The organism is uncultured Fibrella sp. (assembly GCF_964250085.1).
Lineage (GTDB): Bacteria > Bacteroidota > Bacteroidia > Cytophagales > Spirosomataceae > Fibrella.
Genome location: NZ_CAXUEC010000003.1, coordinates 97,755 through 121,650 on the forward strand (window position 1 = coordinate 97,755; position 23,896 = coordinate 121,650).

Annotated in this window: 19 protein-coding genes; 5 read left to right on the forward strand and 14 right to left on the reverse strand. The window is 53.6% G+C overall.

The window, feature by feature from the left end; translation table 11 throughout:
- Nucleotides 1-123 precede the first annotated feature (123 nt).
- Nucleotides 124-4,725, reverse strand: coding sequence for a cellulose binding domain-containing protein (locus ACFE8Q_RS09955; protein ID WP_375445238.1), 4,602 nt, complete (start codon nucleotides 4,723-4,725; stop codon nucleotides 124-126).
- Between the two features lie 446 nt (nucleotides 4,726-5,171).
- Between ACFE8Q_RS09955 and ACFE8Q_RS09960 the strand changes: the two genes are divergently transcribed.
- Nucleotides 5,172-6,146: an NADP-dependent oxidoreductase gene (locus ACFE8Q_RS09960; RefSeq protein ID WP_375445239.1), complete on the forward strand. Its 975-nt coding sequence runs from the start codon at nucleotides 5,172-5,174 to the stop codon at nucleotides 6,144-6,146.
- 4 nt (nucleotides 6,147-6,150) lie between these two features.
- A complete protein-coding gene (locus ACFE8Q_RS09965; protein WP_375445240.1) occupies nucleotides 6,151-7,068 on the forward strand; it encodes a helix-turn-helix domain-containing protein in 918 nt (305 codons plus the stop codon).
- A gap of 49 nt (nucleotides 7,069-7,117) precedes the next feature.
- Here the strand turns inward: ACFE8Q_RS09965 and ACFE8Q_RS09970 are convergent, their stop codons facing one another.
- The 6 genes from ACFE8Q_RS09970 to ACFE8Q_RS09995 all read right to left on the reverse strand — a co-directional run bounded on the left by ACFE8Q_RS09970 (nucleotide 7,118) and on the right by ACFE8Q_RS09995 (nucleotide 13,092).
- Complete coding sequence (locus ACFE8Q_RS09970) at nucleotides 7,118-8,242, reverse strand: amidohydrolase family protein (protein ID WP_375445241.1); 1,125 nt, start codon at nucleotides 8,240-8,242, stop codon at nucleotides 7,118-7,120.
- Nucleotides 8,243-8,325: 83 nt separating this feature from the next.
- Nucleotides 8,326-9,393, reverse strand: a complete 1,068-nt coding sequence (locus tag ACFE8Q_RS09975; protein ID WP_375445242.1) for an asparaginase — start codon at nucleotides 9,391-9,393, stop codon at nucleotides 8,326-8,328.
- Nucleotides 9,394-9,446: 53 nt separating this feature from the next.
- Complete coding sequence (locus tag ACFE8Q_RS09980; protein WP_375445243.1) at nucleotides 9,447-10,262, reverse strand: TatD family hydrolase; 816 nt, start codon at nucleotides 10,260-10,262, stop codon at nucleotides 9,447-9,449.
- 27 nt (nucleotides 10,263-10,289) lie between these two features.
- Complete coding sequence (locus tag ACFE8Q_RS09985) at nucleotides 10,290-11,279, reverse strand: glycosyltransferase (protein ID WP_375445244.1); 990 nt, start codon at nucleotides 11,277-11,279, stop codon at nucleotides 10,290-10,292.
- Nucleotides 11,272-11,919: a polysaccharide deacetylase family protein gene (locus tag ACFE8Q_RS09990; protein WP_375445245.1), complete on the reverse strand. Its 648-nt coding sequence runs from the start codon at nucleotides 11,917-11,919 to the stop codon at nucleotides 11,272-11,274. The genes ACFE8Q_RS09985 and ACFE8Q_RS09990 overlap by 8 nt, the downstream gene beginning before the upstream one ends.
- A gap of 45 nt (nucleotides 11,920-11,964) precedes the next feature.
- The gene (locus ACFE8Q_RS09995; protein WP_375445246.1) at nucleotides 11,965-13,092 is read right to left on the reverse strand and encodes a glycosyltransferase; all 1,128 of its coding nucleotides are present in this window, start codon (nucleotides 13,090-13,092) and stop codon (nucleotides 11,965-11,967) included.
- 102 nt (nucleotides 13,093-13,194) lie between these two features.
- Here ACFE8Q_RS09995 and ACFE8Q_RS10000 point away from each other — a divergent pair, with 102 nt between their 5' ends.
- Nucleotides 13,195-13,713, forward strand: a complete 519-nt coding sequence (locus ACFE8Q_RS10000) for a pyridoxamine 5'-phosphate oxidase family protein (RefSeq protein ID WP_375445247.1) — start codon at nucleotides 13,195-13,197, stop codon at nucleotides 13,711-13,713.
- 80 nt (nucleotides 13,714-13,793) lie between these two features.
- Here the strand turns inward: ACFE8Q_RS10000 and ACFE8Q_RS10005 are convergent, their stop codons facing one another.
- The 3 genes from ACFE8Q_RS10005 to ACFE8Q_RS10015 form a co-directional block, all read right to left on the reverse strand.
- Entirely contained in the window at nucleotides 13,794-14,321 is a 528-nt protein-coding gene (locus tag ACFE8Q_RS10005; RefSeq protein WP_375445248.1) for a DinB family protein, read from the reverse strand.
- A 126-nt stretch (nucleotides 14,322-14,447) separates the two neighbouring features.
- Nucleotides 14,448-15,704, reverse strand: coding sequence for a lytic transglycosylase domain-containing protein (locus ACFE8Q_RS10010; protein ID WP_375445249.1), 1,257 nt, complete (start codon nucleotides 15,702-15,704; stop codon nucleotides 14,448-14,450).
- Between the two features lie 106 nt (nucleotides 15,705-15,810).
- The gene (locus ACFE8Q_RS10015) at nucleotides 15,811-16,416 is read right to left on the reverse strand and encodes a DUF6134 family protein (protein ID WP_375445250.1); all 606 of its coding nucleotides are present in this window, start codon (nucleotides 16,414-16,416) and stop codon (nucleotides 15,811-15,813) included.
- A gap of 255 nt (nucleotides 16,417-16,671) precedes the next feature.
- Between ACFE8Q_RS10015 and ACFE8Q_RS10020 the strand changes: the two genes are divergently transcribed.
- Together ACFE8Q_RS10020 and ACFE8Q_RS10025 are read left to right on the forward strand one after the other, a co-directional pair.
- Complete coding sequence (locus ACFE8Q_RS10020) at nucleotides 16,672-18,153, forward strand: APC family permease (protein WP_375445251.1); 1,482 nt, start codon at nucleotides 16,672-16,674, stop codon at nucleotides 18,151-18,153.
- Between the two features lie 108 nt (nucleotides 18,154-18,261).
- Nucleotides 18,262-19,611: a peptidoglycan DD-metalloendopeptidase family protein gene (locus ACFE8Q_RS10025; protein ID WP_375445252.1), complete on the forward strand. Its 1,350-nt coding sequence runs from the start codon at nucleotides 18,262-18,264 to the stop codon at nucleotides 19,609-19,611.
- Here ACFE8Q_RS10025 and ACFE8Q_RS10030 read toward each other — a convergent pair.
- From ACFE8Q_RS10030 to atpA, 4 genes are all read right to left on the reverse strand, one after another.
- The gene (locus ACFE8Q_RS10030) at nucleotides 19,605-19,889 is read right to left on the reverse strand and encodes a hypothetical protein (protein ID WP_375445253.1); all 285 of its coding nucleotides are present in this window, start codon (nucleotides 19,887-19,889) and stop codon (nucleotides 19,605-19,607) included. The two genes, ACFE8Q_RS10025 and ACFE8Q_RS10030, sit on opposite strands and share 7 nt — an antisense overlap.
- A gap of 103 nt (nucleotides 19,890-19,992) precedes the next feature.
- Nucleotides 19,993-20,574 (reverse strand): DUF4136 domain-containing protein, encoded by a 582-nt coding sequence (locus tag ACFE8Q_RS10035; RefSeq protein WP_375445254.1) that lies wholly within the window; start codon nucleotides 20,572-20,574, stop codon nucleotides 19,993-19,995.
- Between the two features lie 513 nt (nucleotides 20,575-21,087).
- Nucleotides 21,088-21,972: an ATP synthase F1 subunit gamma gene (atpG, locus tag ACFE8Q_RS10040; protein ID WP_375445255.1), complete on the reverse strand. Its 885-nt coding sequence runs from the start codon at nucleotides 21,970-21,972 to the stop codon at nucleotides 21,088-21,090.
- A gap of 114 nt (nucleotides 21,973-22,086) precedes the next feature.
- Nucleotides 22,087-23,661, reverse strand: a complete 1,575-nt coding sequence (gene atpA, locus ACFE8Q_RS10045; RefSeq protein ID WP_375445256.1) for a F0F1 ATP synthase subunit alpha — start codon at nucleotides 23,659-23,661, stop codon at nucleotides 22,087-22,089.
- Nucleotides 23,662-23,896 lie beyond the last annotated feature (235 nt).

The following is a 23,896-nucleotide window of genomic DNA, read 5'->3' on the forward strand; positions in this document are numbered from 1 at the left end:
ATAGGGGTCAACAGGCAACAGGTTCAGACAATGTACGGCCTGGCTGATCGCTAGACTGTGTACATCACCTGAACCTGTTGCGTACTGTTATTTATACGAACCAGGGCGTATCCCCGGGGTAATCTAGTCAGTCTTGAGCACCTTAATAATCCGGCTCTGCGTAGGCGTACTCACCTGCAGGAGCAGCACGCCCGGCCCCTGACCAGCCACCGACAGTTCATGCTGTTCCACAGCCTGCGGCTGAGCTACCTGCCGCTGGGTGATCACCCGGCCTTGAGCGCTAACCAACTGCAATTGTAAGGGCTCGGTGCCCGCTCCTTTAATCAGTACCCGCACCAGATCACCCTGCACCGGGTTGCCCAGCAACGTTACCTCCAACTGAGCGGTTGGTTCGGCTACCGCTATACGATAGGCGGCTCCCGGCTCGCGGCCCCACACCCGATCGGCACCCGCGTAGACGACCACCCGGCTGTTGGCACTCGACTCGGCAGGCTGCTCCTGGTAGGAGTAGTCATTGGTCTGGTCGAAGCGGCCCCCATCGGGCTTACTGATGCGATAACGTACCCGTCCCGTGCTGGCCCCTGGTGCCAGTTGCCCGGCCTGGTTGAAGCGGATTTCCAGGTAGTAGTTAGCTCCACCCACGGCGGGGGTCAACGCTACCAGTTGGGTGCTCACGTTCCCCTCGTCGACTTCGACCTGCAACCGCTCGTTGCCATCGGAAGTGAAGTAGTAGCGCACTTTCAGGTCGCTGTAATTCACAGGTACGTTGCCCTCGTTGCGAATCTCCAGGTAGGTGTTGATCTGGGTGGCTGAAGGGCCGTTTTTGCTTTCGGTCAAGGCCCGCAACGCCCGGATCTGGGTAGCACTGCCCGGCTCTACACCGGCAATGAGTACGCCGTTGTAGTAAGCGGTGATACGCAGGTTACCCGCCAACTGGTTGCGGACGGTAGCATACGAATAATCGTCCAGCTCATTAAGCCCTGAGTAGTCACTCTTGGCAAAATAAGCCTGAATGGGTCCTGTGCTAGCTCCAGAGGCTAGCGAACCTGCCCCGGCCGTGAAGCTGAACTCGACGTAGCCTGCTGCGCCGGTCTGAACCGGTGAGAGGGGTACGTAGCGCAGCCGCACATTCTGGTTGCCCAGTTGAGCGTAGTTGATGGAGAGGTTGCTCAGCGCGGCGGCTCCTTCGACCGTGAGGTAGTAACGTACGGTCAGGTTGGCCAGGGGCAGCATACCCAGGCCCTGGTTCTGCAACTCGATCAGGGGTTGAATAGCGTTGTTGTCCGCGTAGTTATCCACGTCCCGGTGCAGCACCGTCAGGCGACCGCCAACCGTGACCGCAGCCGTAGCTAGCTGGCTCACACAGCCGTCTACCTGGCAACTGGTCTGGTAAGTGAACGTACCTGGCTGATCAGTAGGCACAACGATGGTCGATCCGTTGCCCGAGGTGTTGTTGGGTCCGCTCCAGGCAATAATGCCTGCACAGTTGCCCACCAGCAGGTTGACGTTACCCGAGTTGACATCTACCGTTACGGCCGACTGGCTGGCGGGGTAGGCCCCTCCGCTTTGGGTAAGCAGGGTGGGCGTTGGCGGTACAGCCTTGACCCGCGCAATCTGGGTGGCCGTGTTCGCGCAGCCATTGCCGTCGGTGTAGTGGTAGTCGACGGTGCGGTTGCCCACGGCCAGGTTAGCGGGGTTGAATTGGGTAGCGGGCGTGCCGTCGATGGCGAAGCTGCCGCCTGCGGGTGTAGCGGTCAGGGTCACGGCCGGAGCATCTTTACAGTACTCGCCGGCCAGTCCCGTGATCGAGAGGAAAGGCAGGGGATTGACTGTCACGCTCTGGGTGGTACTGTTGGTGCACCCGTTGGTATCAGTATAGACAAAGCGTACCGAGTGTGCGCCGATCGCCAGCGTGCCCGATACAAACTGGGTGGCCGCTACGTTATCGATGGTAAAACTGCCGCCGGCAGGCGTTCCTGTCAGGGTGACGGGGGCCGCATCGCGGCAGTAAGCGCTGGCCAGACCCGTGATCGAGACGACCGGTAGCGCGTTGACCGTCACCGTCTGGGTGGTGGTTCCCACGCAGCCGTTGGCATCCGTATAAGTGTAGCCCACCGTACGGTTTCCCGCCAGCAGTTTGGCCGGATTGAACTGGGTAGCTGCTGTTCCGTCGATGGTGAAGCTGCCGCCCGCCGGGGTTGCTGTCAGGGGAACCACTGCTGCGTCCTGGCAATAGGCGTTGGCCAGCCCTGTAATAGTTACAACCGGCAGGGGATTGACCGTCACGTTTTGGACGGTCGAATTGCTACAGCCATTGCCATCGGTGTAGGCGTAGCGCACCGTGTGCGAACCATCGGCAAGCGAAGCGGGGGTGAACTGGGTAACGGCCGTGCCACTGCCATCGATGGTGAAGCTGCCACCCGTTGGCGTTCCCGTCAGGGTCACGGCCGGGGCATCTTTACAGTAGGCACTGGCCAGACCTGTAATCGAAACGACCGGTAGGGGGTTAACCGTTACAGTTTGAGTAGTCGAATTGCTACAGCCGTTGCCGTTGGTGTAGCGGTAGACTACCATGTGTGATCCCGTAGTCAGGCTGGCTGGGTTGAAACTGGTGGCTGGTGTGCCATCCACGGTGAAGCTGCCGCCTGTAGGGGTACCCGTCAGTGTAACCGCAGTGGCATCTTTACAGTAGGCGTTGGCCAGATTCGTGATCGAGATAACAGGCAGAGCGTTGATGGTTACGTTCTGGGTGGCCGTATTGGTACAACCGTTGCCATTCGTATAGCGGTAAACCACTGCATGCGAACCCGAAGCCAACGCACTGGGGTTGAAGCTGGTCGCTGTTGTACCATCAATAGTAAAGCTGCCGCCCGTGGGTGAGCCTGTCAGCGTAATAGCTGAGGCATCTTTGCAATAAGCACTGGCCAGCCCCGTAATTGAGACTGTCGGCAAGGGGTTCACCGTTACGTTCTGGGTGGCCGTATTGGTACAACCATTGCCATTGGTATAGCGGTAAACCACCGTGTGCGAACCAGTTGTCAGCGCCGACGGGTTGAAACTGCTTGCTGGCGTTCCGTCAACGGTAAAGCTGCCGCCTGTCGGCGTTCCCGCCAGGGTCACGGCCGTAGCGTCCTTACAATAGGCACTGGCCAGGCCTGTGATCGACACTGTAGGGAGTGTGTTGACCGTGAGCAAGGCCCCGCTTGAGTTGGTTGAGCCTGTGCTGTTGGTAGCTACGGCCCGGAAATACTGCCCGTTTACCGATGCATTAGCGCTGATGGTCAGCGTACTGGTGGTGCCGGAGGTCGAAATAGAATAGATACCTGCGGAGTTAATCGTTGTCGGTGAACTGAAGGCCGCGCTGTTATCGCGTTGCCACTGAAAACTCGTCGCCCCCGTAGCGGTGGCGGTAAACGTGACTGTATTACCGGTACAAACGGCGGTCGACGCCGGGTTTTGCGTGAAACTGGGCACTGGCGTTGTTGGTGCTTGAGCCGTTGCCGTGGCATACCAGAGCTTACGGGTATTTTGCGCACTACATGCGCCGTTACCCGTAGTCAGGTTATCGAACAGGATAACGATCCGGCCGCTGGACGACAGAATAGCAGATGGGTAGTTGAAGGCACTCGCTCCGGTTGGCGTGGTGTAGGCAAGGCCCGTTGCCCAGGTGCCCGTACCACCTGGCTGATACGCAAATCGTAAACCGCTCGAGTTATAACCAAAGGATTTACTCCCATTGCTGTTGATATGAAACGAGCCGTCGATCATGCTGCCCGATAGGTTGCCATTGATCTGTTGGCCTGCCGCAAAAGCACCCCCGATGTTGTTGGTGTAATTGATCTGGCCGGGGTACCCGGAATAGACGATGTGTACTTTGTTGGCTGCGTCGGTATCAATACCCAGCGTATTACCCTGGGTCTGGTCCTGAGCGCCCTCGGCTATTACTGTGGGCGTTGCCCAGCTACCCGAGCTATTGGTCGTATACACTAAACCTCCGTTGCGGCCCTGGTTGTCTGTTTCCCGCTGAATGGCCATGTGCGCTTTGCCGGCGCCATCAATGGCCATATCGAAATTGTTTATTTCATTGGCTGGTACGCCACCGCTTATGCTCAGGGCTGTCTCGCCAACCCACTCTGTGCCCGTGTAGCGGTAATAACGGATCCCGTACGTCCGGGGGCTGTTTACATCAGAAATGCGAAAGCCAATATGGGGCTGATTGGCAGCATCCACCTCGATCACTGGATCATCGGTGCCTTTGAAACCACTGGGATCGGAGAACGTCTGGATTTCGGTAAAAGTCCAACTGGTGCCATTGGTGCTCACACCGTACCATACCCCCCGGGTGCTGGTTAATGATTCTCCCCGTGACCCTCTGAAAACAACGTGAAACCGGCCCAGTGCATCAATGGCGATATCTACGTCGTCTGAGGCCGAATCGAAATTGGGTATGTTGATCGGCGAGTTGCTGTTGCCTGTTGGAGCGAACGTACTGACGGTTGTCCAGTTAGTGCCATCAAAACCGATCAGTTTGTAAATGGCTGTCTGCCCGGATCCTTTGCGCCAGAATCCGAATATTTTACCATCTGATGGTCTGGCTGCCAGCGAGCTGAAAGGCCAGTCGCAACCCGTTCCTTCCTCAATCTGAGCCGTTGTGAAGCCTGAAATCTGCGCCTTTAATGAAAAAGGCAGTATGGCCATGATGAGCACTATAATGCCACTGGTCATTATGTTCCTTACGGCTAACCACCTGTTGGATGGCAAGGGTGTGAGGATACAGGAGGATAAAGTAGAAATAATCATACGTGAGCGTTTATTGTTGATTGGTAAACTATTAAGAAATGCAAGACTGAATTTTGTGTACTTTTTGCCTACTACCAGCGGTAGAAAAACAGACTATCTCCTGACTGGATACTATATTTTGCACGAACAAGCATGCACATATGTTTATTCGTATATACGAAAGTAGGCTACCTGATCTAGTTAATATTATAAATGATCATATGTTTACTGGACGGTATTATGTGAACGAAGCGGGCATACGACAACACGTGATCCGCTGAGTATCATGGCAGCTAAGTAACGCTTACATGAATTTTGACTAAGCTAAAAGGCATTTCGGCTAACTCTGTCTTGACAGGCGTGCAGACCTTTGCATGAACAAAAACAGAGCTATGAAAGCGATCAGAATTCATGAATTTGGCGGACCTGAGGTATTGAAACTGGAAGAGGTAGAACGCCCCGTTCCAGCAGCCGATGAGCTATTAGTAGCCGTATACGCCAGCAGCGTCAATCCGGCCGATTACGTTATCCGTCAGGGTGGAAATGAGGCGTTGCGCTCTTTCCTGACATTACCGCTGGGCCTCGGTCTGGATGTAGCGGGGATTGTGGAGGAAACTGGCGGTGAGGTAACTGACTTTAAAAAAGGGGATAAAGTGTATGGCGTTCCGAATTTCCCCGGCGATGGAAGTTATGCTGACTATATTGCCGCGAAGGCAAGCCAGTTTTCGTTGATGCCAGACCATATCACCTTCAACGAGGCCGGGGCCCTTCCCTCCTGTGCGCTGATTGCCTGGAACGGAATCGTGGATTTAGGTAATGTCCAACCAGGACAGCGTGTGCTGATTCACGGTGCGGCCGGTGGCGTGGGCAATCTGGCGGTGCAGATTGCCAAAGCAAAGGGTGGGTACGTCATAGGAACGGCTTCCGCTCACAACGTTGACTTTTTGAACGAACTGGGTGCCGACGAAGTAATTGATTACAATACCGAGCGTTTCGACGAGCTGCTGCGCGATATAGATCTCGTATTCAACGCTACGCCTGGGCGCGACGAGAGCATCCGGTTGAGGTCGGTTGACGTACTAAAGGAGGGAGGCCTGTTTGTGTGTACGCACCTGGATCAGCCCTTTTCGGCCGATTTTCTGAATGCACTGACCCGAAAGAACGCCACCGGAACCCTGGTGGGCGGAGGTAGTGTAACCACCTATACATCCTCTTTGAGTGGGACCACCCAACTGATCAACGAGGGGAAAGTAAAAGCGGTGGTGAGCAATGTATACCCGCTGCAACAGGTGGCTGATGCCCATCGCCAGAGCGAAACCAAACACGTGCGCGGCAAAATCGTTCTTGAAATAAGAAAGGAAAACTAACCCGATGAAGCGGTTTAAAACCATCAGCGAATTTCTGCAGTTCAGGCAACTGCCCAAACCAGCGCACCCGTTGATTAGTGTGTTTGAACTGGAATCCGTTGCTGGTATAACACTGAGCGAGTCGGCGACATGGGTTTGTGATTTCTATTGCATTGGCCTTAAACGGGTGGCCAATTACAACGAAATTAAATTGAAGTACGGGCAGCAAACGTATGACTATGATGAGGGAATTATGTCCTGTATATCGCCCAACCAGGTGCTAAGCCTCTCGGTTAATAAGCAGGCTACCCAACTCAACCAATCAGGATGGATGTTGCTCATCCATCCTGATTTTCTGTGGAATACACCATTGGCCACAACAATCAAGCAGTACGATTTTTGGGATTATTCGGTGAATGAAGCCTTGTTTCTATCTGGAAAAGAAGAGGCTTTGCTGATTGATATCATCAAAACTATTCAGCAGGAAGGCCAGTCAACGATCGATACGTTTAGTAAACCCATCATCATTTCGCACCTTGTTACCCTGCTCAACTATGCCGACAGGTTTTATCATCGGCAGTTCATTACCAGAGAGAAATCGAGCCATCAGCTACTGGAACGGTTGGAGAACCTGTTGAACGACTATTTTGGCAATGATGACCTGGTCTCAAAAGGGCTGCCGACGGTTGGGCATATCGCCCAATCGCTGAATATCTCCCCCAAGTATTTAAGCAGTTCATTAAAAGTCCTGACCGGACAAAATACCCAGCAACACATTCACGAAAAGCTGATCGAAAAAGCGAAAGAAAGGTTGTCGACCACCGAGTTAACCGTCAGTGAAATTGCGTACGAATTAGGATTTGAACATCTGCAATCGTTTAGTAAGCTGTTCAAGACAAAAACGAACCAGTCACCGCTTGCATTTAGAGCCTCTTTTCAGTGAGGCTGGTCAACCAGAACCCCACCTGACGCTTGGCGCAGCCTTCCACAGCTTACTTCGGAAATAGGCTTTTATCCAGGCCGGGGATAATACGGAGGGCGTTTTTGTAATACACTTTTTTCAGCACCTCATCGGGAAGAGCCATCCCGTACATGCGCCAGAAGGCATGGTATTTTTTGTGGTAGGGAAAGTACTCATCGTCGGTTTCGAGCACGCGGAAATAGGTGGCGTATTCGCTGGGCACCCAACTGTCTTTTCCGAACACGATCCGATCCTGGTACTTCGTGAAAAACCGATTCGCCGCGCGGGGTTGCCGACCGAGTTCAGCGATGACAGCTCCAATTTCGAGCACCATGTTGGGATAAACGCCCATAAGGCTGTCCAATTTGGCGAGGTTATTTGGGTACCAGCCCATATGGGCATTAATGAACGTTGTTTTTGGATTCTTCCGAAACACGTTATGTTGCTCGGTCAGCAACTGTTCCCAGGAAACAGGGTTTTTATCCGAGCGTTTCCGGCCGGGGTGCAGTTTCAGTTCCAGCCAGCGTTCATTATACCGGTCCATCGGGTCCCAGAACGGCTTAGGATCGGCGGTGTGAATAATGACCGGGATGCCCAACTGCCCGCATTTGGCCCAGATTGGATCGAGGCGCGGATCATCGACGGCCACGCGCTGGCCTTTATCATCTTTGGTATCCATGCCCAGACTTTTGTAAATCTTCAGTCCGCAGGCCCCGGCTTTTACGTCGGCTTCGAGGCGTTTTACGGCTTCATCGGTCCAGCCCGGCTTGCCAATGCCATCGAACAATACGTTGGTAAACAGCACCAGATGAGGGGTGTTGGTCTTTTTAATGTTCGCCAGCGATTCGGAAAAGAACTTATCACTTTCGGCGGCTTTACCCCAACCACGACCACTCAGATTCACCATGATGCCCATGTTCAGGCTGTCCATCTGAGCTAGTAGCGGCCGCAGATTTACGTTGTCCATGTTCCATTGATGATTGTGCACATCAATGAATGGGTATTTGGCCCGGGTCAGTTTATGCTCCGGTACTTTCAGGGTAGAAACCGGATCGTACTCTTCGAAACCGAGTGGTAATTCGGGTGCCGATTGTTGGGCGGAGAGGGAGGTAGTGAGTGCAGTGAGCGAAAGAGCAAGTAGATAAATGAGCCGCATAATGCTGATTGACGCAAACGAAAACCCCACCAGGCTTGTCCCAGTGAGGATTGGGTCGGATAAATATACGGCCCAGACCGCGTTTAATTGCCCATTTCGCCCCGCATTGACTGGCCAAACTGTCGTTCGATCGACTTTGTGTCGGTTTCCTGCCCCAGCAACACCATCAGTTTGGTGATGGCGGCCTCAGTGGTCATGTCGGCCCCGCTCACCACACCAATCTGTTGCAGACGCGTGCTGGTCTGGTACTGTCCCTGCGTGACGCGCCCCCCTTCGCACTGCGATACATTGACGATCACGACACCCCTGGCAATGGCCGCCCGCAAGGCTTCGGCCAGCCAGGCATCGGTAGGTACGTTGCCTGCACCAAACGTTTCGAGCACCACGCCCCGTAACCCCGGTATAGCCAGCACTGCATTGATAACGGCCGGTTTGATGCCGGGAAACAGCTTCAGGATCGTTACGTTATCATCAACGGCCGTACTGATGCTGAACGGCAACGCCATATCCTGACGGGCAATAAACGGACGGTTGTATTCGATCCGCACGCCGGCCATGGCCAGGTGCGGGTAATTTTCGGAATGAAAGGCGTTGAAATGTACGCTTTCCCGCTTCTTGGCCCGGTTTCCGCGCAACAGCAGCGAATTGAAATAGATACACACTTCGGGCACGGCCGGCCGGCCATCCTGCCGGTCGGCGGCGATTTCGAGCGCCGTCAGCAGGTTTTCACGCGCATCGGTACGCGCCACGCCGATGGGTAATTGCGCTCCGGTCAGAATAACGGGTTTGCCCAGATTAGTGAGCATGAAACTCAGCGCCGAAGCCGTGTAGGCCATCGTGTCGGTGCCGTGCAGGATCACGAAGCTATCAAACTGATCGTAATGCGTTTCGATCGTCTGGGCGAGACGTACCCACACCGTTGGCTTCACATCTGATGAGTCGATGATTGGTTCCAGATTAATGAGCGATACGTCGAAGTCGAGCCGACCAATTTCGGGCACTTTTTCAATGACCTGACTGAAATCGAACGGCATCAACTGCCCCGTCTTTGCGGGATCTGCTGAGCGGTCGTAGACCATGCCGAGCGTTCCGCCGGTGTAAATGACTAAGATAGACCCAGCCGGATTTGGCGTTATATTGAGATGAAGCATAGGGGTGGGAAAATTGGTTATTAGTTGCTCCGCCTTGGTCTAAAGCGGAGCAACTAATAACCAATAATTGATAAAGCGTTACGTGTGGTAATAGCGGCCACTTCTTCCACCGACGTACCGGTGAGTTCGGCGAGGCGACCGGCAACGTACCTGAGGTAGGCGGGTTCGTTGCGTTTTCCCCGGAAGGGAACGGGAGCAAGATAGGGGGCATCCGTTTCGAGCACCAGATGGTCGAGGCTGATGTGGGGGATTACCTTGTCGAGTCCACCATTTTTGTAGGTGGCTACGCCGCCGATGCCCAGCAAAAAGCCCATGTCGATAGCGCGGCGGGCTTCCTCCAAATTGCCAACGAAGCAGTGGAAAATGCCCCTTAGATTGGGTAGCGCCAGTTTCTCCATCAGATCGGCGGCTTCCATCATGGCATTCCGGTCGTGGCCCGAGCGGGTGTGCAGCGATACGAATAGGTTCCGGTCCGATGCCCAGCGCAACTGCTGTTCAAACGCCATAAACTGCTGCGGCACGAAGGCCATGTCCCAGTAAAAATCGAGCCCGATTTCGCCTATGGCCATAAACGGTTGGGCGTTTAGCCATTGCTCAACGGTGGCCAGTTCCGTATCGACTGTTTCGTTGACGTAGGTAGGGTGGAGGCCCATCATCGGTCGGCATTGGTCGGGGTATTGCGTCGCCAGGTCCATCATACCGGCAATGGTCTCGGTGGCGCAGTTAGGCATCCAGATAGTTGAAATGCCTTCCGAAAAAGCCCGTTGCAGCATATCGTCGCGGGTGCCAACTGGTTCCCCGTCGATGAGACGGTCGGCTTCGTATTTTTCGTCGTAAATGTGAGCGTGGGTGTCAATGAAGGTCAACATGCCGCAAAGAAACGGCCAAAACGCCAGTTAATAGGTACGTCCTTTCCAGCGGATGGGAATCGGAAGCAGGTAATACAGCACCGATAACGTACCCAGCACAACCTGATACGGTTCGTACAGAACGGCATCAAACCAGCGGTGCGTTTGCTGGGTACGTTGCAAGGTATAGGCCAGCAACAGGCTTTGAATCAGTAGCTTAACGGCGTAAATCGACAGCGCGATTTTGACGGAAAAAAGGCAGACAAGCACCAGAAGGGGAACGAGCAGGTACTGGAAAAGTACACCACCGAGCAATGGTAACGGCAGTGAAAATGCACCCCGCATCCAGCGCTTGCGTTGTTGCAGGTACGTTGCCAGCGTAGGTGCAGGAAGCGTTTCGGCCAGCACATCAGCGTTCAGTCGGTGCGCGTACCCGTACCCTTTCGCCACAATGGCCTGAAAGAGCGTATAATCTTCGACCACGGAAAAGGGAATGCCCGCAAAGCCGCCAACGGCATCGTAGGCTTCCCGCCGAACGGCCATGTTATTGCCCGACCCGGTAAGGGGTAACCCCAGGTACGTTCCGAGGTGAATCAGCCCGAAGGCAAGCAGCCAGTCTACTGCCTGAAGCCGCGACCAGAGGCCGGAACCCGTAACGAGGGTCGTGCCGGTGACGATGCCCGTTCCCAGTTTGAAGTCAGCAACTAAACTGGTTAACCAGGAAGGAGGAACGCGCACATCGGCATCGGTGATAAACAGAAAATCGCCTTTTGCCCGGTGCGCCAATTGCGCCAGCACATTGGCTTTTCCGTTCAGTAGCGCGTTTTCTGCAATCTGGAACAGCCCGAAGTTTGGCTTGTCGGCAATGAATTCCTGAACGATACTGGCCGTTCTGTCGGTCGATCCGTCGTTGCCTGTCAGTACCTCGTAGCGGTTGGTTGGGTAGTCGAGTGCAGCCAGTGCAGCCAGGCACGAGTTGATGGTGGCCTCTTCGTTGCGGGCGGCTATCAGTACCGATACGTAGGGCAGTTCAGGCATAAACCGGTTGCGGCACGGCCCTGAACTGGTAGCCCAGGGCGGTGAAGTGGGCCAGATACCGCGGCAAGGCGTAGTGCAGGTTCGTCCAGGCTTTCAGGCTATCGTGAAAGACCACGATCGACCCTGGTTTGGTGTATTTGATGCTTTTTTGCAGCACCGTTTCGGGCGTCAGGGTCTGGTCGAAATCGCCGGTCAGTACATCCCACATCACGACCGAGAACTCGGCCTCCAACCCCGCCGCCTGGCTTTTTTTGATCCGTCCATAGGGTGGCCGAAACAGGTTCGTGGCGATGCTCATCTGGCGCTGGCATTTCCGAATATTGGCCCAGTACACCTCATCGTGAGTTTTCCATCCGTTCAGGTGGTTGAAGGTATGGTTGCCAATTTCATGTCCCGCTTCGATCACCTTGTAAAACATATCGCGGTGTTTACTCACATTGTCGCCGATGCAGAAAAACGTAGCCTGAGCCTCGTATTTGTCCAGTTGGTCGAGCACAAATTCCGTTACGCCGGGTATGGGCCCATCGTCGAACGTGAGGTATATGGTTGGTTCATCAGCCTGCTTCTCCCCAAGTCGCCACAGGAAATCCGGGTAGACGGTTCGGAACAGAAAATTCGATTTATGGAGAAAAAATGACAAGGGAACAAGCTGATTAAAATGAAAAATTAGCTGGGTGGCGCGACTTTATTTGAGCTTTCGACCTTTCCAGACAATGCCGGGCTGTTGGGCGGCAAGACCAAAAAAAAGGACGTATACTGGATAAATGAGCTGCGTTAGTGGAATCCAGCCCACGGCCGACTGTTTTCGCAAAAAGACGAGTACACTGCGCAAATAAACAAATTCGGGTGTCAATTTCAGCAACACTATACCCAATGTAGCCGAGCCCGACAGGCCGCCTGCCAGCCAGTAACCCAGGGCAACAATCGGCGTCAGGTTGCTTAGAAAAATAAAAACGGCCAGTAATGTGGGAAATACCGACGAGTAGGCCCGCCATTTGCCCGCCCACCGTTTTCGTTGCTGGTAGAACGTACCCAGCGATTGATGCGCCGCCGTTTCTACGAGGGCATCCCTGTTTTTGAGGAAATGGACACCCTTCGGAAAACGCGCTGCCATTTTGTGCATCAATAGTTCGTCATCGCCCGATGCCACGTGATCGACTCCGGCGAAGCCATCGACTGCCTCAAAGGCCGCTTTTTCGTAGCATAGATTCGCGCCGTTGCACATCGTCGGTTTTCCCATCGCCAGTGTAGCCGCTCCTGCCCCAATCAGGGAAGCAAACTCAACTGTTTGTAACGAGCCAAAAACAGTCCGTTCGGTTGTAAAAGTCACCGGTCCACTAATCAGGTTAGCGCCGGTTTGCTGATAAAACCGGGCCAGCGCGTCGAGCCAATTTGGCCCCACGCGGCAATCGCCATCGGTGGTCACAATCAACGTACCTGTGGCCTGAGTGATGCTCTGCGCAATTGCCCGCTTTTTGGGCGACGCCACCGTAGAGTCGTCGGCCAGCGTAAAAACGGTGAGCGGATAAGGCGCAACAGGTACGTATCCCCTGGCCAGTTCAGCCGTGGTATCGGTCGACGCATCGTCGGCGACGATCACCGAAAAGTGGGGGTATGTCTGGGCGGTCAAGTCGGCCAGCAGGAAGGGGAGGTTCGCTGCTTCGTTTCGAACCGGGATAATCACCGTGATCGTTGGCTTTTCGAGCAGATGAAGGGCAGATTCCCGTTTTTCCGGTAACCCGTTCCAGGCACGCCAAAGTGCTATTGTTAGTAAAGCATAGGCAGCCGCTAGTAGCCAGAGAACCCAAATCATGCGGGCAAGATAAGACGGTATTGGTAATTGGCCCGCTGGATAGATGACCGTAGCCTGATTTATAACTCTACTGTTTTGGTAGTGTATGAAAAAATCAACGCTATGACAACCCAAACAAGCCCCCGATTGCAGGCGCACGAACTAGACCTGCTGCGCGAAAAAATTAAAGACATTCGCATCACCATGATGACCACGCAGGAGTCGGACGGCGATTTTCACACGCGCCCCATGTCGACCCACGAAATGGACCCCGACGGCACGATGTGGTTCTTTTCGTACGATGACTCCAACAAAGTACGTGAGATTGGCCAGAACAACCGAGTGGCACTTGGTTTCTCTGATCCCGGTCCCGAAACCTATGTTTCGCTGTCGGGCCACGCCGATGTGGTGAAAGATAAGGCGAAGATCGACGAGCTGTGGAGCGATTTTCTCAAGACCTGGTTTCCCAACGGAAAAGATGACCCGCGCATTTGCCTTATTAAAGTGAATGCCCACGCCGGGGAATACTGGGATCGGCCGGGCGGCAAGATGATGACGCTTTTTGAAATGGCTAAAGGCGCCCTCACGGGACAGCCAGATACCTCGGGCCGCAACGAAAAATTAGGCGACGAGCCGAAATGAGTCGGCAGGGCGCTGGATAGTGAATACCGGATGTTGGATACTGGATTGACTGGTATCCAACATCCGGTATTCACTGTCGGCTAAACCAGGGCAGGCAGGTAGCGGTCGCGGAAGATGTTGATATGGTGGGCTTCGTGGCCGGGAATCATGTGGGCCAGTGCGCGCAGACTGAGCGCGTGGCCACTGGCGTTGCCTGTTTTGTCGTAGACGTCGGACGTGAAGGAATCGAATAAACTCAGTGTAGCCGCCCGTACGGTGTCGTATTCGCGCCAGATGTCGGTTAGCGGGCGTGCATCGGCTCCTGAGTTGGGTACGTAGGTGTCCTGATCAAAGCCGGGGAGTGGTGTTTGGTCGCCGCGTCCAATTCGCAACGCCCGGTACGCGAAAATGCGTTCGGTGTCGATCATATGCACCAGCGACTCCTTGATGCTCCATTTACCGGGTGCATATCGTGTTAGGGCCTGCTCATCCGTCAGGGTTACCAGCAGTTCTTTCAGTATCGCCGATTGTCCCCGAAGCTGTTCCAGCGGATTCTGCCCTTCAGGAACAAGTTTAACATAGGTACTGGCCATTGGCAAATATTCGGCAGACGCAGGGCGTGCAATCATTGGCTGTTGTGGCACACGGCACCAGCCGTGTAGTCAGGTGAACTAGTCTGACAAATGTACTTTTTACTGGTTGATTTCGGCTACTACATGGCTGGTGCCATGTACGACTATAGTCAGTATTGTCGATTAGATTTTCTCCCAGGCCAATTGCCAGCCAGTGGCCAACACGTCCCGAACAGGCAGCGGTACACCGGGTTGACGGCTTTTCTCAACCGCCACCAGACGCAGTGGTTTTGTTTCGCGCGTCTGCGACGACATCACCCGGTCGGCCCGTAGATAAACCCGCCCCGACGATTTGTCAATGATCTCAACATGAGCGTAAACCATATCGCCAACGGCCAGCTTAACTTCATCGATGGTTTGCGGGCTGGTCACTTCAAAGACAAAAAGCTGGCCCTCCGTCAGAGTATTGTTGGTGATACTGCGGGTTTGCACAGATGGCCAGTGGCGTGCAACAGCCGGAGAAACGGGTGTTGATTTGGCCTCGGTCAACGCAACAGGCCGCACATCCCTGAGTTGTACCGTTTCGGCTGTTTCCAGACCCGCTACAACCACAGTTGCATTGGCCAGTGACGCTTCTTCCATTTCATCAGGTACGTTCTCGCTTTCCGTTTCGGGATGTGGCTTTTCAATAACGGCCAGAATCGCCTGCCGGTCGGTTGCCGAGATGCCGTGATTGCCTTTCGCCAGCGCCAGAATGACCCTGTCGCTCAGTAAATCGCTATAATTCTGCGGGCGGGTCAGCAGTTCCTTATAGGCTAGGGCCTGATACACATAGAGTTGTGTTTCTGCTTTTGCGAAAGGCAGCATCAGCGGGTGTTCGGGTGAGAATTGTTTCGACAGTTGAGCAATGTAGGTTGGTCCGGCATTATAGGCCGAGGCTGCCAGCATCCAGGAGCCGGTTTGCCGGTACAGTTCCCACATATACCGGCAGGCAGCCTGCGTGGCTTTGCGCACATCGTAGCGGTCATCGTGGCGGCGGCGAACGGTTAGCCCCAGTTTGCGGGCTGTCTTGGGCATCAGTTGCCATAGACCAGCAGCACCTTTACGGGAAATGCTCTGGCTTTTCAATTCGCTTTCTACCAGGGCCAGGTATTTCAGGTCTTTAGGAATGGCGTTCTGCTCCAGAATGGGTTCGATGATGGGAAACAGAACTGCCGCTTTGCGCTGGATATCCAACAGATCGTCGGTGTAACGGGCTCGGCGGGTAACTGTTTTCTGCCAGCGCTGGGCTACAGTAGGCAAGTAGCTGGGAAGTTTCTCGCCACAAAAACGAATATCATCGGTAGTGGGTGGGGCAACTGTGGCGGCCGGTTGGGCCTGTACCTGGAAAAATTGAGTCAGACTAAGGCTTACGGTGATGGCCAGTAGCAGAATTTTCATGTATGGAAAGCCCAGGGGCTGTTTGGGTTGCCAATCTACGTACCTGCCTGTAGCTGGTACGGTCACTGCTGGTCTCCATTCCCTCTGTTCGCGCTCCTCGTCCGGCTTAATCCAGCAGCCGAATGTTAAAATTCTTCAGTGCATTCTTTTTGATAACTCGTACCAACCGACCTTTCTCGTAAATATACTCGTCTTCGCGGTCGGCGAGGCGCGCCTGATAACTCGGGCGCAATGTAGGCGTCATTGTGAAGTAGTCACCAAAATATTCGGCGTAGACACGCTGACGGCCAGTAGGTTCGCTAAAGTACATCATGGAAATGGTAAAATCAATTTTCCGGTTTTCGGTCGCCTTGCGTTCGTATTTATACTGATTGGCTACGATCTCATAGTGCGTGCCTGTCCACTCGGTACGTGAGCTGTAATTGCCTTTGTTGGTGTGCGCTTCTACGGTAGACAGCATAAGCTGACCGTTTTTCAGCCGACTGATCACTTTGTAATAAATCGTCAGCTTGTAAACCAGGAAATTTACCTGCACATCGCTGATCTGTGTGTAAACGATCTCGTTACCAGGTAGTTGCTGACGAGAGGCCGTCATGGTGCCAATTCGGGCTCCGGCAATATCAATGGCATAATGATGGGTTTCGGTAGTTTGCTGAGCACTGAGTGGCTCACCACTAGCAACACTTAGAAGTAGAAGCAGAACATAACGCATATAGTAATAAGAAAGAAGCCAATCTGTTTGTTTCCTGCGTTGAACCCGGCCCAGCCGTGCAGTCAGATAAACCAGGCCATATAACAAACCGCCCAGCCTATACGAGTAGAGAGCAGGCAACGCCCACGATGTACGGGAGAACGTGGATTGAAGATGAGATTGGTGAATGACTTTCCTGTTTTGTTATCTGTCAGGTTTAGGCGTTCTTGCTACTGAGAAAGCTCAACTAGCCTGTTTTGCCCGCTTAAGCACTTTATGACGCCATCAACAACGCCAGAGTCTACCACGTCTGATCATTTCAACCGATCGCTCGGCCTGCTCGATTCCACCCTGATCGTGTCGGGGTCGATGATTGGATCGGGAATTTTTATTGTATCGGCCTCAATGGCCCGTAACCTTGGTTCGCCCGGATGGCTTATGCTGCTCTGGGTTATGACCGGTATTCTGACCGTCGCCGCTGCGCTCAGTTACGGCGAACTGGCCGGTATGATGCCCCGCGCCGGTGGTCAATATGTGTACATTCAACGCGCTTATAACCCATTGCTGGGCTTTGTCTACGGCTGGACGGTCTTTACAGTCATTCAAACGGGCACCATCGCGGCGGTCGCCGTGGCGTTCACCAAGTTTTCGGCAGTGTTTATGCCCGCGCTGAACCCGGAAAATACCTGGTTTGCTATCGGGCCGGTGTCTTTTTCGCTGGGTAAATTGTATGCCATCGGCAGCATTATTCTATTGACCTGGCTTAATAGTCGAGGGGTGCAAAGCGGTAAACTGATTCAGAACGTGTTTACGTCGGCCAAGCTCGTTGCGCTGTTTGGGTTGATCCTGCTGGGTATTGGCTTCGGCCTGTCAAACGGTTCGTTGACGGCCAATTTTCAGGATATGTGGACGGCAACCAAAACCGTCGTTGATCCCGTTACCAATGCCGTGAGCATTACCCCATTGGTTGGCACAGCCCTATTGCTGGCTTTTGGCGTGTCGATGATCGGTTCGCTTTTCTCGGCCGACGCCTGGAATAACGTGACCTTCATTGCGGGTGAGATCAAAAACCCACGCCGGAATATTCCGCTGAGTTTATTCTTTGGTACCCTGCTTGTCACCACGATCTATGCCTTGGCAAATATTGCTTATCTGGCCGTGTTACCCCTGAAAGGTGTACCTGACGCGGCCACCGTTGTTGGCCGGGGAATGCAGTTTGCTGAATTCGACCGAATTGGTACCGCGGCGGCTTCGATGGTCTTCGGCGATGTAGCCGTGGGCATTATGGCTGTGCTCATTATGATATCGACGTTTGGCTGCAACAACGGCCTGATTCTGGCCGGAGCGCGGTTGTATTATGCAATGGCTACCGATGGACTGTTCCTCAAGTCGGCCAGTAAGCTCAACAAAAATTCGGTGCCAGGGGCTGCCTTATGGTTGCAATGCGCCTGGGCATCGGTGCTTTGTCTGTCCGGTAAGTACGGCGATCTGCTCGATTATTGCACGTTTGCCTCGCTGGTATTTTACATCGTCACCATAGGCGGCTTATTCCGCCTTCGCGCCAAAGAACCCAACGCCGAGCGTCCCTACCGGGCTTTTGGCTATCCGTTTGTTCCTGCGCTCTACATCCTGGCGGGCGTTGGTATCTGCCTGATCCTGCTCATCGACCCGCAAACGCGCTTTAACACGGGCATGGGGTTGGTCATCGCGGGCATTGGTGTACCCGTCTACTTCTGGACAAAACGAGCGAATGCGTAACAACTGAAATATCACCACTGACGGGACGTTTATAGAAAGGTTATTTGTTGGTGTCACGCCACACTGTCAAAGGGTGTATGGCCAACAGATGTCCTCTCTATTTACGTTATGAAACTTACGTTCATCTTATTGCCGCTGGTGCTTGGGGCTGTGGCTTGTACGACCAATGGCCCCGGCAGTAGCCTGTTCCGCGCCAACACGCCCCACGAACAATACGAGCAATCGCTGAAGACAGCCCAACTCGACCGGGCAGCCCTGGGTATCGACTGGATACTGGCCGCTCAGCAGGCCCTGCGTGATTCGCTGAAAATTACCGTTCCTTACCGCGAGAGTGGCTATTTTTCGGCCAGTCAACCAACGGCGGTCGGTTACCGGATCAACGGCAGTCGGGGCGATAAATTCACCATTCGGGTAGAGGTGCAGGGGCGGCAGGCCGGGCGCGTTTTCATCGACGTTTTTGCGCTGGGTGGTTCATCCCCAAATCTGGCGGCGTTTGCCAAAGCCAATGGCGATAGCAACGTCATTGCCGAACTCGTCTGGGAACCCCGACGTACCCAGCTTTACCTGATTCGGATTCAGCCGGAACTCCTACGCTCGGGCCGGTATACGCTGACGGTTACCCGCGACCCGGTACTGAGTTTCCCGGTTAAGGGACGAAGCAGTCGGCAGATCAGCAGTTATTTTGGCGTCCCCCGCGATGGAGGTCGTCGTCGGCATGAAGGCATCGACATTTTCGCGCCCAAAGGCACGCCTGCCCTTGCCTCGGTAGATGGCGTTATCTCGCGCGTTGGCGTAAGTACACTGGGTGGAAACGTTGTTTTTCTAACGGATAACGAACGCCAGCAGCGCCTGTACTATGCTCACCTGGATCGGTTCAACGTTAGCGACGGGCAGCGGGTCAGCATCGGCGATACGATTGGCTTTGTGGGCAACACCGGCAATGCGCGAACAACAGGGCCACACCTTCATTTCGGCGTGTATCTGTTCGACGGCGGCGCGGTTGATCCATTGCCTTACGTACGGCTTGGCCCCGGACCAGCCAGGCAGGAACTGCCCGCCAGCAATCTGTTGGGTGATTCTGTTCGGGTAACAACAGCCCGTGGCCTGCTACGATTGGCCCCTGCAAGTGATTCCCCTATTTTGACCGAACTGGCGAAGCGGCAATTATTGACCATTCAGGGCGGTACGGCGCGGTGGCTGCGGGTAAGCTTGCCCAATGGAAAGGCGGGCTATGTAGCGCAGGGAAGCTTTGAGGCGATCGACAAGCCAATCAGGAGCGAAGCGTTGAACGTACCTACGCCCCTGCTCGATGAGGCACACCCCCAGGCGGCGGTTATTACCACGTTGGCTCAGGGAACAACTGTACGTGTACTGGCCCAGTTACCAAACTTTTGGCTGGTACGCGGGGAAACAGGCCAAACCGGCTGGTTGTTACGGCCAACTAAGCCGACTCAATGATCCCAGCCATCTTCTTTCGGAAACGAAGGTTTTGCGGCCGTTGCGCGTTTCCCCGGCCTGATTGACAGACTACTGTCGGGGCAACAGGCGCGAAGCTGCCGGCGAAGTATTTCTACGTCCTGGTCACGGCCATTAAGGTGAATTCGCAAGTCGTTGAGTTCGTCGGTATGCCGCTCAATACGCCTGTTGTCGACCCAAAGTAGTGCCGCTCCACAAAGCATAAACAACCCAAACCCAACCAATAGTGCGTAAATAATCTTTTTTGACGAAGTTGACATTACCGATTCAGTCGGCTATTCCTGATCACTCATTGGGCATAAAAAAGCGCCCCCGATTCTTGAGACGAGAATCGGGGGCGCTGGTTACTATGCCTGGCGTTATTTATCGCACGGCACCGTAATCTTGTCCGGCACTCTGTGGGAAGTTCTTCATGATACTGGCCACCGTTTCCCGGAAAGCCAGATCGCGGTTCTTCTCATTTTTCTTCGTATTCAACTGCCCGGTTGCCCAGCCCTGCCATACGATGTTGTTTGTGCGGCTGTCGTAAATATTAATAACAACGCGGTTCTCTTCATACTGACGCGAGTAAACCTGGTTGCCATAGCCACCTCCGTAGCCCCAGCCACCCCAGCCATAAGGGCTGCCCATGCCGGTTGACTGAACTTGCTGGCGGTCTTTCGAATCGGTAAAGAACCGAACAACTAAATCCGCCCCGATGTCTTCGGTGGGTTTGTACCCCAATCCCTTCAACGACTGGTCGAGTGCTTCAGCAATACGGCGCTGATTCAGGTTACTGCCCACAATAGGGTCAGCATTACGTTGCCGGTCAGCTTCGATGCGGTACGTGCTGAACTGGCGAACATTCACTTTTGGGTCGTAGTCGTATTTAACGGCAATCGACGGTGCACAGGAAGCAAGTAAACCCGCTACGAATAAACCCGCTATTAAACCTTTGATATGCATGGTTATGTGTTGTTAGAAATCAAGTCGTCTGCCCGACGCAGGGTAAGGTCCCGCCGTATAAACAATCATCGTAGACTACCAATAAACGGTACGCACGCGACTGCTATTGTGTGGCATAGTAATAACTGAAAATCATGCGCTAAAGTTCTATTTTTGTGACTCTTACTCTACCTCAATTGTCAATATAATACATTGAACATCAAGAATTTATATAGAAAAAAAGCGCAGTTTGATGCAGGCAGATTTTGGCCGTTTATAATCAAACTATAATACGGAAACCCCAACTTATCCTAAGTGAATGACCTACCGGAAAGACCCCGGATAGTGCGTTGCCGTTGTAAAGCAGTCGGGGTTTTCTAAAGTGTTGATAGCAGGTAGTGTTTGTGGGCGTCTACCTCGCGTAGCAACGCATAATGCCAGACAACGTACCTGGAGCCTGATAACGGGCAATAAAAAACCCACTGCGGGTGGCAGTGGGTCTACTTCATAATGGTATCGTGTAGCTGAATTCGTCTATTCACCAGCAAGTGCTTCGGCACCGCCAACGATTTCGAGGATTTCTTTGGTAATCGCTGCCTGACGTGTCCGGTTGTAAACCAGTTTCAGTTCTTTTAGCAATTCACCGGCATTTTCGGTGGCTTTATCCATGGCCGTCATCCGGGCACCGTGTTCCGACGCGTTTGATTCGAGCACTGCTTTATACAGTTGAATCTTAAGCGTTTTTGGAATCAGTTCCGTGATGATTTCGTCTTCTCCCGGCTCAAAACTGTAGTTTACTGCCGTTGTCACACCAGCCGGTGCGGGCGTCGACACGATTGGCAGCATCTGCTCGGCGCGGATGATTTGCGTAGCAACGTTGCGGAATTCATTGTAGATCAACTCCACTACATCGAATTCGCCGTTGACAAACTGCGCCATTGCCTCTTCTGCCGCTTCGCGAACAGTTGAAAAACTCAAGGAGCCAAAGGCATTGACGTGGTTCGTGTTGACTTTAAAGCCCCGGCGCTGCATGGCCTCGGCTCCTTTCTTACCAATAGCCATAACCTGTACCGTACCACGGCGAGCCTGCTCTGCGTACTGCTCGTTGATGCGGACCATAGCTGCTTTCACCACGTTTGTGTTGAAGGCACCGCAAAGGCCTCGATCAGACGTGACCAGAATCAGCAGCACGTTCTGTACGGGCCGGACTTGCTTGTACGGGCTATCAGCAGCAGCTTCGGCACCAGCAGAAACAGTTCCGAGCATTTCGCTCAATTTCTGGGCATATGGACGCATCTGCGTGATGGCATCCTGCGCACGCCGGAGTTTAGCCGCCGCCACCATTTTCATGGCTTTGGTGATCTGCTGCGTCGAGTTTACAGATACAATCCGGTTGCGTACTTCCTTTAAACTGGCCATTTTTTTACCGTTTAAAGTTCAATGTCTAACGTCTGAAGTTGCATTACGTACCTCAAAGAACAGTGAAGTAGCAAAGCAACTTTAGACGTTGAACCTTAAACCCTGAACCTATTTTTAATATTTCGCTGTCAAATCGGCAACTACTTTGCGGATAGCGGTCGTAGCCGTATCACTCAGGTTACCTTTCCGAAGATCGGTCAGGGCATCGGCGTACTGCGTTTGCAGCATCAAGCCAAATTCCGACTCAAATTCTTTCACTTTGTCAACCGGCACTTTATCCAGCAAACCGTTGGTCGAGGCGTAGATGATGGCAACCTGCTGCTCAACCGGAACGGGTGAATATTGGGGCTGCTTCAGCATCTCCTGGTTCCGGCGGCCACGGTCGATGGTCAGTTTCGTAGACGCGTCAAGGTCAGAGCCGAACTTCGCGAACGCTTCCAGTTCGCGGAACTGGGCCTGATCGAGTTTCAACGTACCTGCCACTTTCTTCATCGCCTTGATCTGGGCGTTACCACCCACGCGTGATACCGAGATACCTACGTTGATAGCAGGACGGATACCCGCGTTGAACAGGTTCGACTCCAGGAAGATCTGGCCGTCGGTGATCGAGATCACGTTGGTTGGAATATAGGCCGATACGTCACCTGCCTGCGTCTCAATGATCGGCAACGCTGTCAGCGAACCGCCTCCTTTTACCTTACCCTTCAGGCTTGGTGGCAGGTCGTTCATTTCGCGGGCGATGTCGTCGTTCTGGTTAATTTTGGCGGCCCGTTCGAGCAGGCGGCTGTGCAGGTAGAATACGTCACCTGGGTAGGCTTCGCGTCCTGGTGGGCGACGCAGCAGCAGCGATACCTCACGGTACGAAACGGCCTGCTTTGACAGATCATCATAAACAACCAGTGCCGGGCGACCCGTATCGCGGAAGTACTCACCAATGGCGGCACCCGTGAACGGAGCAAAGAACTGCATGGGTGATGGGTCAGAAGCAGCGGCGGCAACGATTACCGTATACTCCATTGCACCTGCCTTACGCAGTGTTGCTTCAATCTGTTTGATGGTTGAGGCTTTCTGGCCGCAGGCAACGTAAATACAGTAAACAGGCTCGCCTTTTTCGAAGAACTCGCGCTGGTTGATGATCGTATCGATGGCTACCGCGGTTTTACCCGTCTGACGGTCACCGATGATCAATTCACGCTGACCACGACCGATGGGGATCATGGCGTCGATTGCTTTGATACCGGTTTGTAGTGGTTCGGTTACTGGCTGACGGTAGATAACACCGGGGGCTTTACGCTCCAGGGGCATCTCGAAGGTTTCGCCCTGAATGGGTCCGTTACCGTCGATAGGTAGTCCAAGGGTGTTAACCACGCGGCCAAGGATACCTTCACCTACGTTTACGTAGGCAATTTGGCTGGTACGTTTAACTGTATCGCCTTCTTTTACTTCAGAATAGTCGCCGAGCAATACGGCTCCGACGTTATCCTCTTCAAGGTTTAGAGCAAGTGCCTGCAAGCCATTGTTGAAGGCGAGCAATTCACCGGCCTGTACTTTAGACAAACCGTAGATACGCGCCACACCGTCGCCGATTTGTAGCACCGTACCCACTTCTTCGAGTTCAGCTTCGGTTTGCGCTCCAGCAAGCTGGGCACGAAGGATAGCTGATACCTCATCGGGTCTTACGGACACCATATAGTCTGAGAAATCGTTAGTTAGAGATTAATTTTCGGGCGCAAAGGTAGGGTTAAAATTCGATAAAACACGGATTAAGGCTTAACAAAGCGACGATTTCTTAGACTATTCTAAGAATTGCCGCTTGATTTCTACACCTCCTCGCAGACAAAGACCAAGTTAGCGCGCCAACGGGCCGATCGTTACTCACTCGTAGCTTCGATCAGTCGACAAAATGACATTCAGAAAGACCCGG

Coding starts and splice junctions, on each gene's coding strand:
- ACFE8Q_RS09955 (WP_375445238.1), bottom strand. CDS start 4,725: ATGACCAGTGGCATTATAGTGCTCATCATGGCCATACTGCCTTTTTCA.
- ACFE8Q_RS09960 (WP_375445239.1), top strand. CDS start 5,172: ATGAAAGCGATCAGAATTCATGAATTTGGCGGACCTGAGGTATTGAAA.
- ACFE8Q_RS09965 (WP_375445240.1), top strand. CDS start 6,151: ATGAAGCGGTTTAAAACCATCAGCGAATTTCTGCAGTTCAGGCAACTG.
- ACFE8Q_RS09970 (WP_375445241.1), bottom strand. CDS start 8,242: ATGCGGCTCATTTATCTACTTGCTCTTTCGCTCACTGCACTCACTACC.
- ACFE8Q_RS09975 (WP_375445242.1), bottom strand. CDS start 9,393: ATGCTTCATCTCAATATAACGCCAAATCCGGCTGGGTCTATCTTAGTC.
- ACFE8Q_RS09980 (WP_375445243.1), bottom strand. CDS start 10,262: ATGTTGACCTTCATTGACACCCACGCTCACATTTACGACGAAAAATAC.
- ACFE8Q_RS09985 (WP_375445244.1), bottom strand. CDS start 11,279: ATGCCTGAACTGCCCTACGTATCGGTACTGATAGCCGCCCGCAACGAA.
- ACFE8Q_RS09995 (WP_375445246.1), bottom strand. CDS start 13,092: ATGATTTGGGTTCTCTGGCTACTAGCGGCTGCCTATGCTTTACTAACA.
- ACFE8Q_RS10000 (WP_375445247.1), top strand. CDS start 13,195: ATGACAACCCAAACAAGCCCCCGATTGCAGGCGCACGAACTAGACCTG.
- ACFE8Q_RS10005 (WP_375445248.1), bottom strand. CDS start 14,321: ATGATTGCACGCCCTGCGTCTGCCGAATATTTGCCAATGGCCAGTACC.
- ACFE8Q_RS10010 (WP_375445249.1), bottom strand. CDS start 15,704: ATGAAAATTCTGCTACTGGCCATCACCGTAAGCCTTAGTCTGACTCAA.
- ACFE8Q_RS10015 (WP_375445250.1), bottom strand. CDS start 16,416: ATGCGTTATGTTCTGCTTCTACTTCTAAGTGTTGCTAGTGGTGAGCCA.
- ACFE8Q_RS10020 (WP_375445251.1), top strand. CDS start 16,672: ATGACGCCATCAACAACGCCAGAGTCTACCACGTCTGATCATTTCAAC.
- ACFE8Q_RS10025 (WP_375445252.1), top strand. CDS start 18,262: ATGAAACTTACGTTCATCTTATTGCCGCTGGTGCTTGGGGCTGTGGCT.
- ACFE8Q_RS10030 (WP_375445253.1), bottom strand. CDS start 19,889: ATGTCAACTTCGTCAAAAAAGATTATTTACGCACTATTGGTTGGGTTT.
- ACFE8Q_RS10035 (WP_375445254.1), bottom strand. CDS start 20,574: ATGCATATCAAAGGTTTAATAGCGGGTTTATTCGTAGCGGGTTTACTT.
- atpG (WP_375445255.1), bottom strand. CDS start 21,972: ATGGCCAGTTTAAAGGAAGTACGCAACCGGATTGTATCTGTAAACTCG.
- atpA (WP_375445256.1), bottom strand. CDS start 23,661: ATGGTGTCCGTAAGACCCGATGAGGTATCAGCTATCCTTCGTGCCCAG.